This window comes from Methylobacterium frigidaeris, from assembly GCF_022179185.1.
In the GTDB taxonomy this organism is placed as follows: Bacteria; Pseudomonadota; Alphaproteobacteria; order Rhizobiales; family Beijerinckiaceae; genus Methylobacterium; species Methylobacterium frigidaeris.
In genome coordinates, this window is the sequence record NZ_BPQJ01000002.1 from 188442 (window position 1) to 204278 (window position 15837).

The following is a 15837-nucleotide window of genomic DNA, read 5'->3' on the forward strand; positions in this document are numbered from 1 at the left end:
CGCCGATCTGTTGTGGGATATCGAGTTGTGGGATCTTGGGCGGGGACGGAAGGCAAGTTACGATGGCGGTTGCCGCAAGGTCCAGCCGCGCCGGTTGTTAGAAGCTGTCCCGGCACTTCATCGAGAGCCATCGAGGTCGCCCGTATGCTGAAGCCCAAGCCGAGCCTCGGCCTTCTCGCCGACCTGCTCGACGGCCTCGACATCGGCCTGTGCGTCTTCGACGCCGAGGACCGGACGCTCGCCTGGAACCAGGCCTTCCTGTACTTCTTCCCCGAGCATGACGGTTTCGTCCATGTCGGCGAGCATTACCGCGAGAACCTGCTGAGGTTCTATCGCACCCGCCTGACCTCCGACGAGCTCCACTACGTCGAGGAATACGTCGCGAGCGGGATCGCCCGCCACCAGGCCCAGACCCGACCGTTCGAGTTCGAGCATCGCGGCACCTGGCTGCAGGTCTCGGCCCAGACCATCCCGGGCCTCGGCCGCCTGCGGCTGTGGCGGCAGATCACCCGGGAGGTCGAGTCCTCCCCCCGCCCCAGCGCCGCGGATCTCCGCATCGGCGCGCCGGACGGCATCGCGGCGGCGAATGCCGACGGGCGCATCGTCTCGGCCAACTGGCAGTTCGGCCAGCTCTACGGGCTGCCCCCGGGCGAGGCCGTGGGCCTGACACTCGAATCCGTGGTGGCTCAGGCCTGGCAGAACGCCGACAGCGACGCGCCGGCCCAGCTCCTGGCGCACTTGCGCGAATCCCAGCGTTTCGCGGGGGCGCCGTTCGAGGTGCCGCTGCCGGGCGAGCGCTGGATCCGGGTGATCGAACGGGTGCGCGAGGGCGGGGAGCGCACCGGCTTCCACTTCGACATCAGCGCGCTCAAGCGCGAGCAGGTGGCGCTCAGGGCCGAAGGGGCCGAGGCCCGCCGGAGCGCGAGTCATTTCCGCGGCATCATCGAGCACGCGCCCGCCGGGATGCTGGTGGTCGATGCCGAAGGCCGGCTGGTCGAGGCGAACCGCGCCTTCCGGTCCGCCCTCGGGGACGGGGCGGACCCCGTCGGGCGGCCGCTCGCCACCCTCGTCCTGCCGGAGGATGCCGACGTGCTGGCGGAGATGGTGGCGGAGGTAAGGACCCTGGCGGCCGAGGGTCGCGGGCCGGCGGTGCGCGAGATGCGCTTCCCCCGCCGGGATGGCAGCCCGATGTGGGCCCGGGTCTCGGCGGTGCGCCTGCACCTGCCGCCGAACCCGGCCGCAACGCTGCTCCAAGTCGAGGACATCACCGCCCGGCGGGAGGCCGAGCGGCGCATCGCCCACATGGCGCGCCACGACGCGCTCACCGACCTGCCGAACCGCACCCACTTCCGCGAGCGCCTCGACTTGCTGCTCAGGCAGGGCGCCGGCGCGATCCTGTGGCTCGACCTCGACCGGTTCAAGGTCGTCAACGACACGCTCGGCCACGCCGCCGGCGACACGCTCCTGTGCGAGGTCGCCCGGCGCCTGCGGGCCGCCCTGCGGTCCGGCGACACGATCGCCCGGCTCGGCGGCGACGAGTTCGCGGTGCTCCTCGACGACGGCGACCCGCTGGCGGCGTCGCAGGCGGCCGCCCGGCTGATCGCGGCGATGCAGGCGCCGGTCACCGTCGCCGGCCGGTCGATGCATGTCGGGGTCAGCATCGGCGTCGTGCTCGTCCCCTGCCACGGCGGCGACGCCGACACCCTGATGGCCCGGGCCGACCGGGCGCTCTACGGCGCCAAGGCCGCCGGCCGCAGCACCTTCCGGCTCTACGACCCGGGCATGGACGAGGCGGTCGCCGAGCAGCACGGCCTCGAGCTCGACCTGCGCCTCGGCCTGGAGCGCGGCGAGTTCGAGCTGCATTACCAGCCGATCGTCACGGCGGCCGAGCGGCGGGTCGTCTGCCGCGAGGCGCTGGTGCGCTGGCGCCACCCGACCCGCGGCCTGGTGGCGCCGGCCGCCTTCATCCCCCTCGCCGAGGCGACCGGCCTGATCGACCGCCTCGGCACCTGGATCCTGCGCCGGGCCTGCTGCGACGCGGCCGGCTGGGCCGACGGCACCCGGGTCGCGGTCAACGTCTCGGCCGCGCAGGTGCGGCACGGGCTCCTGATCGCCGCCGTCCAGTCCGCCCTGCGCGAATCCGGCCTCGCGGCGGACCGGCTCGAGATCGAGATCACCGAGAGCCTGCTGATCGACAGCGAGGCCGCCGACCTGCTCCTGGCACTCCGCCGCCACGGGGTGCGCATCGCGCTCGACGATTTCGGCACCGGCTACTCGTCCCTGAGCTACCTGCGCCGCTTCCCCTTCGACGCGATCAAGATCGACCGCTCCTTCATCGCCGACATCGCCGATCCCGACACGGCCGCGATCGTGCGCGCGGTGGTCGGCATCGCGGCCCAGCTCGGCGCGACGATCACCGCCGAGGGCATCGAGACCGAGGCTCAGCTCGCGGCGGTGCGGCAGGAGGGGTGCACGGAGGCGCAGGGCTACCTGTTCGGCCGGCCGGTGCCGCTGGAGGACGGGCTGACACCGGCCCAAGACGCGGTCTGAGACGCGGTCTGATCACGCCCGCCGCGGCCGGCACCTCACCCCGCCTCGCCCCGAAACACCTCCTCCATCTCCCGCCGGAAGCGGATCGCCGGGTCGTCGGCCGAGAACGAGACGTCGTCCCACGAAACCGGCCGGCCGGCGGCGACCGGGCGGGTGAGGGTGAGGCCGTGGGCGAGGCCGATCGGCAGGCCGCCGGCCCGGAGCGAATCCCGCGCCGGCATCAGCCGGCCGTAGACGGTGTAGCCCCCCTCCCCGTCCAGACGCTCGCCGGCCTTCAGGTCGCGCTTGGCCGTCGCCACCACGTCGCCGGAGAAGCCCCGCGTGGTCCCCGTCGCCTCGCCTCGGACCGCGATGCTGGCGACGGAGAGCCCGAGCTCGAGCCCGATCAGGTGATAGGGCTTGTACATCGCGCTGTACCGCCCGCTCGGATCGGTCTTCAGGCCGTACTCCGAAAAGCACTTGCGGACGTAGTCGGAAGGCGCCTCGAAGGTGGCGTAGACGCCCCAGCGCAGGTCGCGAAAGACCGGGCGGCCGTCGCGCTCCAGGGACGACACCACCTCGACGGTGCCGTCCGCCGGCAGGACGCCGCCGGCGGCCGCCGGCCGCAGCAGGGTCGGCAGGTCGTCGACGCCGCAAGCCGGGAAGGCGAGGCCGGCGGGCGGGGGGGTCAGATCGCAGGCATTGGCCACCGCCGCCATCTCCAGCGCCGACTTGGTGCCGTCGAGGAAGGAGTTGAACATCTGCGGGTTGAAGTCGCCGCCGGCGACCTGCTCCTCTGTGAAGCCGTAATGGCCCCAGACCGTGTCGGGGGTCGAGGCGTGGTAGACCGGCAGGTACTTCGTGCCCTTGCCGGCGCAGACCACCCGGAAGCCCGCCGTGCGGGCCCAGTCGACGATCTCGGCGATCAGCGCCGGCTGGTCGCCGTAGGCGAAGGAGTAGACGATGCCGGCCTCGGCCGCCCGGCGTGCGATGAGGGGACCGGCGAGCGCGTCGGCCTCGACATTGACCATCACGATGTGGCGGCGGTGCCGGCAGCAGGCGAGGGCGTGGCGGATGCCGGCGCCCGGATGGCCGGTCGCCTCGACGATCACCTCGATCCCGTCCGAGGCGATCAGGCCCTCGGCATCGTCGGTGAGGACGGTCGTGCCCTGGCGCATCGCCTCGGCGACGCTCCTCGCCTCGTACTGCTCCGCCGGCCAGCCGACCCGGGCCAGCGCGGCGCGCGCCCGCTGCGGATCGAGATCGGCGATGCCGACGACGTGCAGCCCCGGCGCGCGCGGCGCCTGCGAGAGGAACATCGAGCCGAACTTGCCGGCCCCGATCACCCCGATCCGCACCGGATTGCCGGCTTCCGCCCGCGCGGCGAGCTTGTGGTACAGGCTCATGTCCCCTCCCGGGGCGGCGCGGCCGCCCTGTCGATCTGTCGGCGCTCGGAGGGCGCCGTTGCGTGAACCGTCACGGATCGGCAGCATAAGGTCAACTGGGCCGGAAGCGGGCGGGGGATCGGAGACGGGCATGACGATCACGCTGACGCGCGCGAAGCTGGTTCCGGAACTCGTGGTCGCCGACCTCGGGCTGAGCCTGCGGTTCTGGATCGGCCTGATCGGCTTCCGGATCGCCTACGACCGGCCGGAGAACGGCTTCGCCTATCTCGACCTCGGCGGGGCGCAGGTGATGCTGGACCAGTACAACCCCTCCGCCCGTCACTGGCTGACCGGACCGATGGAGCGGCCGTTCGGTCGCGGCATCAATTTCCAGATCGAGGTCGCGGCGGTGGAGCCGGCCCTGGCGCGGCTGGAGGCAGCCGGGTGGCCGCTGTTCATGGCGGTCGAGGATGCGTGGTATCGAGCCGGCGACGTCGAGGTCGGGCAGCGCCAGTTCCTGGTGCAGGATCCGGACGGCTACCTGCTGCGCCTCGGGGCGAAACTGGGCGAGCGGGCAGTGGTCGGGAAGGGATCATGACTCCGGTCCGCATCCGCGCCATTGACCACTTCGTGCTGGTCGTTCTCGACATCGACGCGACGGTGGCGTTCTACCGACGCACCCTCGGCCTTGAGGCGCGCGAGATCGCGCCCAAGCGCTGGGCGTTGCATTTCGGGTCCCAGAAGATCAACCTCCAGCAGCTGCATGCGAGCGTCGATCCGCAGACCCGCCGCCCGAGCCGCGGCTCCGGGGATTTCTGCCTGCTGACCGATACGCCGCTCGTTGAGGTCGTCGCCCACCTGACGCGGGAGGGCGTCGCGATCGTTGAAGGGCCGATCGAGCGCACGGGCGCGACCGGCCGGATCCTGTCGGTCTACTTCTACGATCCCGACGAGAACCTGGTCGAGGTGAGCAATCTCATCGGCTGAGGGAAGGCGCGCTGGCGGTCGTCAGATCTCGATCTCCGTTCCCACCTCCATCACCTGCCGGGTCGGCACGCAGAAGAAGGCGCCGGTGCGCTCGCCGTTGCGCATCATGAAGGCGAACAGGGTCTCGCGCCACGCCGCCATGCCCTGATGATTGCGCTTCGGGATGATCGTCTCGTGGCCGACGAAGACCGTCACGTCCTCGACGAAGTCGGCCGGCAACCCGCGATGGGCCACCGCGCAAGCGAGCCCCTGCGGGATCGAGGCGTCCTCCATGAAGCCGTAGCGGAGCGTCACGCGGTAGAGATCGGGGGCGATGCGGATCACCTCGGCGCGCTCGGCTTCCGGCACCACCGGCATCTCCTCGTAGAGGGCAGTGACGATGGTGCAGCGGGACGGCAGGGCGTGGCTGCGCTCCAGGAAGCGGGTCATGTGGAGCGGGATGCCCTTGGTGGCCGCCGACAGGAAGGCCGCCGCACCGGGCAGGCGGATCGGCGGGTCGTCGCGCAAGGACGCCAGGAACACCGCCTCGTCCTGGCGGGCGCCGACCCGGTAGGCCTCGATCAGCCGGGTGCCCTGGAGCCAGGTCAGCATCGTCACGGCGACGATCGCGGTGAGCACCAGGGGATACCAGCCGCCCTCGAGCACCTTCACGCTGTTGGCCGACAGGAACACGAGGTCGATCCCCAGGAACAGCCCGTTGACCAGGAGGACGAGGATCAGGTTGTAGCCCCAGCGCCGGGCGATCAGGCCGGCGAGCAAGGTGGTGATCGCCATCAGCAGCGAGACCGCGATGCCGTAGGCGCCGGCGAGCGCGTCCGAGGTCTCGAAGATCAGGACGGCGCTCAAGGTGGCGGCGGCGAGCAGCCAGTTGACGATCGGCACGTAGATCTGGCCGCGCTCGTCGCGGGCGGTGTGGATGATGCGGATGTAGGGCAGGAAGCCGAGCTGGACCGCCTGCTGGGTCAGCGAGAACACCCCCGAGATGATCGCCTGCGAGGCGATGACGGTGGCGACCGTCGCGAGGCCGATCAGCGGGTAATGCGCCCAGTCGGGGCTGAGGCGGTAGAACGGGTTCTCGATCGCGTCGGGCTCGGCGAGCAGCACCGCGCCCTGACCGAAATAGTTGATGACCAGAGCCGGCAGCACCAGGCCGAACCAGGCGAGCCGGATCGGCCGGGCGCCGAAATGGCCGAGATCGGCGTACATCGCCTCGCCGCCGGTCACCGCCAGGAAGGCCGCGCCGAGCATCGCGAAGCTGATCTGCCAGCCCGCATGGGTGAGGAAGTCGACCGCCTTCAACGGGTTGAGGGCATTGAGGATCTGCGGCGACTGCAGGATGCCCCCCAAGCCGAGCAGCGCCAGGACGCAGAACCACACCAGCATCACCGGCCCGAAGATCCGCCCGATGAAGGCCGCGCCCTTGCTCTGGATCAGGAACAGCCCGATCAGGATCACCAGGGTGATCGGCACCACCGCGCGGGCGAGGCCGGGCGCCTCGACCTTCAGGCCCTCGACGGCGCTGAGCACCGAGATCGCTGGGGTGATCGCCCCGTCGCCGTAGAGGAGCGCGGCGCCGATCAGCCCGACGATGAGGAGGAGGCCGGCCCAGCTGCGCGGCTCGGCGTGGCGGGCACCGAGCAGCGCCAGCATCGCCACGATGCCGCCCTCGCCGTGGTTGTCGGCCCGCAGGATCAGCACCGCATACTTGAGCGAGACGACGATGATGAGCGCCCACAGGATCAGCGACACCGCGCCGAGCACCGCGGCGGGCTCGGCCTGGCCATGACCGGCCGCCCGCACCGCCTCCTTGAAGGCATAGAGCGGGCTGGTGCCGATATCGCCGTAGACGACCCCGAGGGCGCCCAGCAGCAGGGCAGGCTTCAGCCGCCGCGCCGGCTCCTGCGCGGATGCCTGCGATGACGTGTCCTCGTCCACCGTCGCGAGCTGACCCACGGGCGCCTCCGCCGGCACGCCCGGGCGCTCCCGGCCCCGCTGCCGCGTCTAGGAACGCGGATCTCCCCGTCGGGCTCCGCCCGGCTCAGGGCTTAGGACGAAGAACCTATGCCGCAACGGCATGGCTGGCCGCACGGGAACCCGCGCGCGCGCCGGCGTTGTCCCGTCGGACAAGAGCTAACGAAGGGACCTGGCAGATGACGGAGACCGTGCTGATCGTCGGCGCGAGCGGCATCGTCGGCAGTGCCGCGGCGGCGGTGATGGGAGAGGCCGGCTGGACGGTGCTGGGGCTCGCCCGCACCCCGCCGGCGCAGCCCGGGGTCGTGCCGGTCGCCGCCGACCTGCAGGACGCCGACGGCCTCAAGGCCGCGCTCACCCCGCACCGGCCGACCCGGGTGGTGCTGTCGACCTGGATGCGCCGGCCGACCGAGGCCGAGATGATCCGGGTCAACGGCGCGATGGTACGCAACCTCCTCGACGCGCTGCGCCCGGCCGGCAGCGTGCGCCACGTCGCGCTGGTGACGGGCCTGAAGCATTATCTCGGGCCGTTCGAGGCCTACGGGAAGGGGGCGGTGCCCCAGACCCCGTTCCGCGAGGAGCAGGGACGTCTGCCGGTCGAGAACTTCTACTACGCGCAGGAGGACGAGGTCTTCGCGGCGGCCAAGCGCGATGGGTTCACGTGGAGCGTGCACCGCCCGCACACGATCATCGGCAAGGCGGTCGGCAACGCGATGAACATGGGCACCACGCTGGCGGTCTACGCCACGCTCTGCCGCGAGACCGGCCGGCCTTTCCGCTTCCCGGGCTCGCCCACCCAGTGGAACGGGCTCACCGACATGACCGATGCGCGGCTGCTCGCCCGCCACCTGCTCTGGGCCTCCACCGCGCCCCAGGCGGCAAACCAGGACTTCAACGTGGTGAACGGCGACGTCTTCCGCTGGAGCTGGATGTGGGGGCGCCTCGCCGCCTGGTTCGGCCTCGCACCGGCGCCCTTCGACGGCACGATGCGGCCGCTGGAAGAGCAGATGGCCGGCGACGCCCCGCTCTGGGCCGAGATCGCGAAGAGGCACGGTCTCGCCGAGCCGGACCTGAACCGCCTCGCCTCGGCCTGGCACACCGATGCCGATCTCGGCCGGCCGATCGAGGTCGTCACCGACATGAGCAAGAGCCGCCGCCTCGGCTTCCTCGATTACCAGCCCACCGAGGACGCCTTCACCGACCTGTTCGCGCGCCTGCGCGCCGACCGGCTGATTCCGTGATGAGCCGGGCTGGGGCTCACAAAGCACAAACCGGCCGGCTCAACCGCGGGTTGCCGCAATATAGTAGGAATTGCTTCAGATCTCGCCGTTATCGTGCTTACGGTGAGGAGATACGAGAGAATGTCCATCAGGGCGCGCGTATTCGGGGGGTTCGGTCTCATCCTCCTGCTGACGGTCGCGGTTGCGGCGATCGGGTGGCACAGCCTGACGGGCTTCGCCCGGCGGGTCGATACGGCCAATGCGGCGCAGCTGCTGGCGGGCGAGATCGGCGATCTCGCCCTCGCCACCGACCGCGCCCTCAAGAGCGACGATGCGCGCCGGGACGAGGCGCTCAAGGCGGCGATCGGGCGGGTGCGGGCCAGCGCCGGCGCCTTCTCGGGCCGCCTCGCGGACGATCCGCAGGCTGCCGCCTCGGCGGCCGGCATCGTCGGCGCCCTCGATGGGTTCGAGGCGGCCGTGAAAGCCTTCGGCACGCAGAAGGCGACGACGCGGACGCTCCAGGACCGCCACGCCGCCCTGATCGCCGAGTTGCAGACGAATGTGACCGGCATCGGCGCGGCGCAGGAGCGGCAGCTCGCCGAGGCCGGCCAGGCTCTCGAGAAGGCCCTCGCCGATCAGAAGACCGCCACCAACACCGCCGTGGTGGTGGCCTTCGCGATCCGCTCGGCGCTCGAGATGCAGGTGCTGCAGGTCGGCTTCCTGGCAGCCGACGGCGACGACGGCAAACTGGAGATGCAGTCGAAGGTGAATTCCGTCGCCGTGCTGCTGCGCCGCCTCGGTGCCATGACCTCGCTCGAGACGATCGAGCCTGCGCTGACGGCGCTCGAGGAGTATCGCGTCAAGATCGAGGAGCCGATCGGGCCCGGCGGGAAGGCTGGTCGCGGCGAGGAGCTCGCGCCGCTGTTCGGCAGCCTGATCGTGGGCCTGCGCCAGGTCGAGCAGGCGCAGAACAACGCCCAGACCGCCGCCCAGGTGACGTTGCGCCAGCAGCAGGACCGGGTCGCCTCGGGCACGAGCCTGCTCGTCGCCAGCGGCAAGGCGATCAACGCGGCCAAGGAGGCGCAGATACTGGAGCAGCGCCTGATCCTGGCCGGCGACGCCGACGCCGCCCCGGCCCTCGACGCGACCGCCGCCGAGCTGATCGAGCAGGGCGAGACGATCCTGTACGGCGACATCGACGCCGCCGCTCAAGCCGTGCTGCGCGCCCTGAACGCCAAGGTGCGCGAGTTCAAGGACAGCATCCCGGACATCGTGAAGGCGAACGAGGCGCAAGGGAAGATCTTCGCCGATCTCGACCGGCGCTCGGCCGAGCTGGTCTCGGCCGCGCAGGGCATCGGCGCGGGCGAGCTCGCCCAGCTCGGCGCCGAGCGCGACCGGGCGCTCTGGCTGCTCGCCGGCGGCGTCGGTCTCGCCTGCGCCATCGGAGCGGCACTCGCCCTGCTGATCGGGCGCGGCATCACCCGGCCGATCGACCAGCTCTCGGGCGCCATGCGGGCACTGGCCGGTGGCGATCTCGCTACCGAGGTTCCGGCGCAAGGGCGCCGCGACGAGATCGGCGCCATGGCGGGCACCGTGCGGGTGTTCCGCGAGGCCCTGCTCGCCAAGGACGAGGCCGACCGGGCGGCCGCGGCCGAGGCCGCCGCCAAGGCCGAGCGGGCGGAGCGCCTCGAGACCGTGACCCGCTCCTTCGAGGCCAACGTCGTGGCGATGACCGAGACCCTGGGCGAGGCCGCCGCCGGGATGGAGGCGACCGCCCGGGCGATGACCCAGGCCGCCGAGACCACCAACGGTCGTTCGGCCGAGGTGGCGGGCGCCGCCGAGCAGACGCTCGCCAACGTCCAGATGGTGGCGGCGGCGAGCGAGGAGCTCTCGGTCTCGATCGACGGCATCGCCGCCCAGGTGGCCCAGTCATCGGACATCGCCCGCGACGCGGTCGACCAAGCTCGCCGGACCGACGAGACGGTGCAGCGGCTGGTGAAGTCTGCCGACCAGATCGGCGACATCGTGGCCCTCATCTCCTCGATCGCCAGCCAGACCAACCTGCTGGCCCTCAACGCCACGATCGAGGCGGCGCGGGCCGGCGAGGCGGGGCGCGGCTTCGCGGTGGTGGCGGCGGAGGTCAAGGACCTGGCGAGCCAGACGAGCCGCGCCACCGCCGAGATCGCCCAGCAGATCGGCCACATCCAGGAGACCACCGGCGGCGTCGTGCAGGCGATCCGGGACATCTCCGGGGTGATCGAGCGGATGTCGGAGATCGCCGAGGGCGTGGCCGGCGCCGTCGACCAGCAGGGCTCGGCGACCCAGGAGATCGCCCGCAACGTCCAGCACGCGGCGCAGGGGACGCAGGTGGTGACGACGGGCATCGTGGCGGTGCAGCGCGAGGCCGGCAGCACGGGCGCCGCCGCCGCCGAGGTGCTCGGCGCCGCCGACCGGCTCGGCCGCTACGCCGCGGATCTCGAGCGCGAGGTGGCGGTGTTCCTGAAGGGGGTGAAGGCGGCCTGAGCCCCGACCGTTCCGGTCGGAAGCGAAAGCAAACGAAGGGGGCGGACGGGGGCAGACCCGTCCGCCCCCTCACTGCATGTCGGCACGGAATCGCAGGCCCCGACTGCGAGACCGAAAAAACGCCCTTGCGGAGCAGGATCAGGCGCCGACCCGCACCGTCAGCGCGCCCAATCCCCCCAACTCCGCCCGCACCACGTCCCCCGGCTCGACCGGCAACGGCACCGTGGTGGTGCCGGTGGTCACGACCTGCCCCTTGCGCAGGGTCAGCCCTTGCGCGGAGAGCGCGTTGGCGAGCCAGGTCAGCGCGAGGCGCGGGTCGTCGAGGGCGTTGCCGCCGCGGCCCTGGTGGGGCTCCCTCCCCTCCGCGGTGATCCGGGTCGGCATGGCGGCGAGGTCGATGGCGCGCCAGCCCTCGGGCGCCGGGGGGCCGAGGACGAAGAGGTGAGCGCAGGCGTTGTCGGCGATCAGGGCCGCCTCGCCGGCCCTCTCGAAGGCCGTGAGCCGCGAATCCGGGAACTCGATCGCCGGATGGGCATCGGCCACCGCCGCCATCACCTCGTCGACGATGTAGGCCTGCGCTCGGGGCGGCAGGTCGCGGCCCATCCGGAACGCCACCTCGGGCTCGGCCACCCGCATCTGGTTGCCGGCAAGCGGCACCTCCGCGTCCACCGCCAGGACCTGCTCGGCGAGGAGCCGCCCGGCGAGCGGCCCGTCGGCGCCGATATGGCGCTGGCCGGCGAGGCTCGTGGCGGCGATCTTCCAGCCATACAGGGGAGCGGCGCTGTGCGGCTCCAAGAGCGCCTGGATCCGGTAGGCCTCCGCCCGGTCGGCGGGCGCGAGGTCCGGCGGCAGGGCGGCGAGCAGGCGGCCCTCGCGCCAGTGGCGCCAGAGAAGGTCGGCGGCGGCTTGCAGGCTCACGCGACCCTCCCGGTCAGGCCGCCATCGACGGGGAGCGCCACGCCGGTGATGTAGGCGGCCTCGTCGGAGGCGAGGAAGAGCGCCGCGTTGGCGACGTCCCAGGCGGTGCCCATCCGGCCCATCGGGCAGGCGGCGTCGCGGGCCCGCACCATCTCGTCCGGGTCCTGGTACTGGCCGGAGATCTGCTGGTGGATGAGCGGCGTGTTCATCAGCCCCGGCATGATCGCGTTCACCCGGATGCCGTCCTTGGCGTATTGCAGCGCCAGCCCCAGGGTGAAGTTGTTCACCGCGGCCTTGGCGGCGTAGTAGGCGGCGTAGGGATAGCCGGTGTAGCGGATCGCCGCCGCCGACGAGATGTTGACGATGCTGCCCGCCCGCTGCGCCAGCATGTGCGGCAGCACGTGCTTGCAGGTGAGGAAGCAGGTGGTGAGATTCAGGTCGAGGGTGCGGTGCCAGTCGGCCTCGCTCAGCTCGACCGGTCCGCCCATCTGGGCGTAGCCGACATTGTTGTGCAGCACGTCGATGCGCCCCTGCGCCGCCATCACCTCGGCGACGAGGGCCGCGACCGCGGCCGAATCGGTGGCGTCGCACGACGCGGCCGTGGCGGCGCCGTCCTCGCGCCGGATGATCTCGGCGGTCTCTTCGGCCGCCTCGCGCCGCACGTCGACGCAGACCACCCGGGCGCCATGGCGCGCGAAGGTCACCGCCGCAGCCTTGCCGTTGCCCCAGCCCGGGCCCGCCGAGCCGGCGCCGAACAGCAAAGCCACCTTGCCCTCGAGCCGCCGCGAGCCCGGGGCGCTCCCGCCCTCCGCCATGCCGTTCCTCCCTGGGTCCCCGCGGGGCCCTTCTTCGTTCGCGCCTGTCGGCGCGTTGGATTCATGCTTGCCACGCGCCTGTCGGCGCGCGGAGGGGCAGCCTATAGAGATCGGAGACCGGCCGCAAAGCGAAGACGGCCGACCCGACGAGGAGACGCCATGCCGACCCGCATCATCGCCGAGACACCGCCCCGCCTGTCACCCGACCTGATCGAGCGGTTCGCCACCGTGCCGGTGGCGGTGGTGGTCGACCTGCTGGAGGGCCGCACCCAGGTCGATCCGGCGATCCGGCCGCTGCGGCGCATCGCCGGAGGCCCGACGCTGCTCGGCAGCGCGGTCACCGCCCTGTGCGACCCGAAGGATTACGGCGCCGTGCACCACGCCATCGCGGTGGCGCAAGCCGGCGACGTGGTGGTGATCGATGCCGGCGGCCGCAGCGACGTCGCGATGATCGGCGACCTGCTCTCGACGGCCGCGCGACGCAAGGGCATCGTCGGCCTCGTGGCCGACGGCGCGGTGCGCGACACCGGCATCCTCGGCGGCTGGGGCGACTTCGCGGTCTTCACCCGCCACGTCACGGCCCGGGGCCCGGCCTCGAAGGATGGCGGCACCGTCGACGCTCCCGTCACGATCGGCGGCGCGCCGGTCCGCCCCCGCGACCTGATCCTCGGCGACGATGACGGCGTCGTGGTGATCCCGCGCGAGGCGGCGGAAGGCCTGATCGCCAAGGCCGAGGAGCGGGCCCAGGCCGAGATCGGCTGGGAGAAGCGGCTCTCCGCCGGGGAGAGCACGCTCGCAGTGTTCGGGGTGCCGGACGCGGTCAGGGGCTAACGGCCCTTGGCCTCTCTCCCTTGGCCTCCTCGGGCGTGACCCGGGGCACCGCGAAGCGGTCGCCGGTGCGGGCGTAGAGGTCGCCGTAGAGCCGGCCCACCGGCAGGAACGCGCCGTCGCGCAGGTGGCGCCCGTCCGGGGTGAAGAGGTCGTCTCTCGCCTGCAGCGACACCACCTGCCCGAGCACGATCCGGCGCTCGGGCGAGAGGTCGATGACGGTGTGGGTGCGGCAGCCGAGGCTCGCCGGCGCCTCGGCGATCCGCCCAGGCAGCACGCCGGTGCAGGGCAGGAGCGTCAGCCCCGCCGCCGGGATCTCGCTCTCGGCGTGGGGGAACTCGGCAGCGCAGACGGTCATCGCCGGGACCAGAGCCTCGTCGACGAGGTTGACCACGAACTCGCCCGTCTCGGCGATGTTGCGCGGCGTATCCTTCAGGGTGCCGTCCGAGCGCAGGTTGAAGCTCAAGGCGACGATCGGCGGCTCCTCGGCCAGGACCTGGAAGAAGCTGACCGGCGCCGCATTGTCGGTGCCGGAGGCCGAGCGCGTGGTCACGAGGGCGATCGGCCGCGGGGTCACGAGGGCGGTGAGCAGGCGGTAGCGGTCGCGGGGCGCCAGCTCGTCGAAGCGGAGGTCCATGCGGTCATCGGGCTCCGGGAAGCGCGCTTTTCGGCAGCAGCATGTGCACGCCCTTGTTGCCGTCGACCGTCTGGGTGATGCGCAGGTTGCCGGCGAGCGAGCACAGCATGTAGGCCTGGTTGCGGGTGAGCCCGGTGCGGGCGGAGACGTGGCGGATCATCTCGCGCACGGCTTGGCGCATCGCCTCGTCCAGGCTCTCGTGCAGGCCGATCGCCATCAGGTCGGTCGGCGTCTCGGCAAAGGGCCAGTCATAGGCGAGGTCCTTGCGCAGGGTCAGCCGGAACGTGCCGGTCAGGCCGGTCTCGAGCGCCGTGATGCAGACCTCGCCGTCGCCCTGCACGCCGTGGCCGTCGCCGGCATAGAACCCTGCCCCTTCCGTGAAGACCGGGAGGTAGAGGGTGGTGCCGGTCTTCAGCTCCTTGTTGTCCATGTTGCCGCCGAAGCGGCGCGGCACCGGCGAGGTCACCCGGCCCCAGGCCGGCGGCGGGGACGTGGCGAGGATGCCGAAGAACGGGTCGAGCGGCAGTTCCGTGCCCCAGGGCAGCACTGCGACGCCGCGCTCGGCATCGATGTCCGGGTGGATGGTCTCGTAATCCTCGAACTCGTCCGGGAGCGTGCCCAGCAGCGGCAGGATCGCGACGAACCCCCAATCCATCCGGAATTTGAGGTCGAGGATGTCGACCTGCAGCACGTTCCCCGGCATCGCGCCGCGGACATGGACCGGCCCGGTGACGAAGTGCGGGCCGATGCCGGGCGAGAGCGCATCGAGGGCGGCGAGGTAATCGGCCGGGTGGCGGGACGGATCGGGATGGAGCGTCGCGCGTCCGCCGGCCGGGTGGGAATGCAGCGTGACGGTGTCGCCGGATTCCACCGTCAGCACCGGCGGCAGCGCGGCGTCGAAGTAGCCCAGCACCATCGTGTCGGGCGTGGCGGGGATCTCGTGGTGCGTCGGCATGGGATCCTTCCGGAGCGTTAGCCCTTCACCGCCTGCAAGAGCCGAGCCGACACGGAAGACAGCGGCGCGCAGCCGGCGCATGATGCCCGCAACAAGATTCGGGAGGGATGCATGGCGGAGATCTGGATCGAGGCGGCCCTGAATGGGCCGTGGGGGCGCGAGCGCCAGCCCGGCATCCCGATCACGGTCGCGGAGGTGGTGGCAGACGGGCTCGCGGCGGCCGCCGAAGGGGCGGCGATCGTCCACGTCCACGCCTACGATCCGGAGACGGGGCGCCAGAACGACGCCTGGGAGACCTATGCCCGCATCATCGAGGGCATCCGGGCGAAGGCCGACGTGATCGTCTACCCGACGATCCCGCTGGCCGGCTCGGACTACGCCGCGAGCGCGGCGAAGCGCTACGCCCACACCGAGGAACTGGCCCGGCGCGGCCTGATCGAGTGGGCGGTGTGCGATCCGGGCTCGACCACCTTCCTGCGCTACGACGAGGTGTCGGCCGACGACAGCGGCTTCCTGTACCAGAACCCGATGGCCGACATCCGCGAGGGCCTGCGCATCGCCCGCACCCACCGCATCCGCCCGGGCTACGCCATCTACGAGCCGGGCTTCACCCGCCTCGGCGCGGCGCTCGCGGCGCTGGAACCGCGCCCGCCGGTGCCGGTCTACCGCTTCATGTTCTCCGACGAGTTCGCCTGGGGTTTTCCGCCGCGGGAGGCCTATCTCGACGCGCATCTGGCGCTCCTCGCCGAGTGCGCCCCCGGCGCGCCCTGGATGGTGGCGGGCTTGGGCGTCGACATCCTGCCGCTGGTGCCGGCGGCGGTCGCCCGCGGGGGCCACGTCCGGGTCGGTCTGGAAGACGCGCCGTGGGGAAGCGCACGGGGCAATCGCGCCTGGGTCGAGGCGGCGCGGCGGGCGATCGAGGCGGCCGGGGGGCAGCTGGCGGGGGCGGAGGCGGTGCGGCGGGAGTTGGCGGCCCGGGATGCGACACCCTGAGTACCACCGGGGGGTTTATTCGGCGAAAACCTCGTGGCAGGCAAGCGTGGCGGCCCTCGATCGCACGGAAAGCCGC

The 15837-nt window shown here is 72.0% G+C and carries 13 protein-coding genes; 7 read left to right on the forward strand and 6 right to left on the reverse strand.

From position 1 onward, the window contains the following. Positions 1–144: 144 nt before the first annotated feature. Positions 145–2550: an EAL domain-containing protein gene (locus tag MFF64_RS02805; RefSeq protein ID WP_238189482.1), complete on the forward strand. Its 2406-nt coding sequence runs from the start codon at positions 145–147 to the stop codon at positions 2548–2550. Between the two features lie 35 nt (positions 2551–2585). On the opposite strand, the gene MFF64_RS02810 is transcribed toward MFF64_RS02805, so the two are convergent. Next, a complete protein-coding gene (locus tag MFF64_RS02810) occupies positions 2586–3935 on the reverse strand; it encodes an NAD(P)H-dependent oxidoreductase (RefSeq protein ID WP_099907185.1) in 1350 nt (449 codons plus the stop codon). A 130-nt stretch (positions 3936–4065) separates the two neighbouring features. Here MFF64_RS02810 and MFF64_RS02815 point away from each other — a divergent pair, with 130 nt between their 5' ends. Continuing rightward, positions 4066–4512, forward strand: a complete 447-nt coding sequence (locus MFF64_RS02815) for a bleomycin resistance protein (protein ID WP_099907188.1) — start codon at positions 4066–4068, stop codon at positions 4510–4512. Further along, positions 4509–4901, forward strand: coding sequence for a VOC family protein (locus MFF64_RS02820; protein WP_099907191.1), 393 nt, complete (start codon positions 4509–4511; stop codon positions 4899–4901). The genes MFF64_RS02815 and MFF64_RS02820 overlap by 4 nt, the downstream gene beginning before the upstream one ends. A 21-nt stretch (positions 4902–4922) precedes the next feature. Here MFF64_RS02820 and MFF64_RS02825 read toward each other — a convergent pair whose 3' ends face one another. Beyond that, the gene (locus tag MFF64_RS02825; RefSeq protein ID WP_238189608.1) at positions 4923–6836 is read right to left on the reverse strand and encodes a potassium transporter Kup; all 1914 of its coding nucleotides are present in this window, start codon (positions 6834–6836) and stop codon (positions 4923–4925) included. A 215-nt stretch (positions 6837–7051) separates the two neighbouring features. On the opposite strand from MFF64_RS02825, the gene MFF64_RS02830 reads away from it, so the two are divergent. Then, on the forward strand, positions 7052–8113 hold the full coding sequence (locus MFF64_RS02830; RefSeq protein WP_099907193.1) for an SDR family oxidoreductase: 1062 nt from the start codon (positions 7052–7054) through the stop codon (positions 8111–8113). 120 nt (positions 8114–8233) lie between these two features. After that, positions 8234–10615 carry a methyl-accepting chemotaxis protein gene (locus MFF64_RS02835; RefSeq protein ID WP_238189484.1) on the forward strand — a complete coding sequence of 794 codons (2382 nt, stop codon included), beginning with the start codon at positions 8234–8236 and terminating at the stop codon, positions 10613–10615. A 138-nt stretch (positions 10616–10753) separates the two neighbouring features. On the opposite strand, the gene MFF64_RS02840 is transcribed toward MFF64_RS02835, so the two are convergent. Together MFF64_RS02840 and MFF64_RS02845 are read right to left on the reverse strand one after the other, a co-directional pair. After that, the gene (locus MFF64_RS02840) at positions 10754–11533 is read right to left on the reverse strand and encodes a 2-keto-4-pentenoate hydratase (protein ID WP_099901658.1); all 780 of its coding nucleotides are present in this window, start codon (positions 11531–11533) and stop codon (positions 10754–10756) included. After that, entirely contained in the window at positions 11530–12348 is an 819-nt protein-coding gene (locus tag MFF64_RS02845; protein WP_238189486.1) for an SDR family NAD(P)-dependent oxidoreductase, read from the reverse strand. Before MFF64_RS02845 ends, MFF64_RS02840 begins: the two co-directional genes overlap by 4 nt. A 159-nt stretch (positions 12349–12507) precedes the next feature. On the opposite strand from MFF64_RS02845, the gene MFF64_RS02850 reads away from it, so the two are divergent. Then, positions 12508–13179 (forward strand): RraA family protein, encoded by a 672-nt coding sequence (locus tag MFF64_RS02850; RefSeq protein WP_099902183.1) that lies wholly within the window; start codon positions 12508–12510, stop codon positions 13177–13179. Here MFF64_RS02850 and MFF64_RS02855 read toward each other — a convergent pair. Both MFF64_RS02855 and MFF64_RS02860 read right to left on the reverse strand, forming a co-directional pair. Then, positions 13169–13813: a flavin reductase family protein gene (locus MFF64_RS02855; protein WP_099902181.1), complete on the reverse strand. Its 645-nt coding sequence runs from the start codon at positions 13811–13813 to the stop codon at positions 13169–13171. The genes MFF64_RS02850 and MFF64_RS02855 overlap by 11 nt on opposite strands. Positions 13814–13817: 4 nt before the next feature. Next, a complete protein-coding gene (locus MFF64_RS02860; protein ID WP_238189488.1) occupies positions 13818–14768 on the reverse strand; it encodes an acetamidase/formamidase family protein in 951 nt (316 codons plus the stop codon). Positions 14769–14879: 111 nt separating this feature from the next. Between MFF64_RS02860 and MFF64_RS02865 the strand changes: the two genes are divergently transcribed. Further along, the gene (locus MFF64_RS02865; RefSeq protein WP_099900475.1) at positions 14880–15761 is read left to right on the forward strand and encodes a beta-keto acid cleavage family enzyme; all 882 of its coding nucleotides are present in this window, start codon (positions 14880–14882) and stop codon (positions 15759–15761) included. Positions 15762–15837 lie beyond the last annotated feature (76 nt).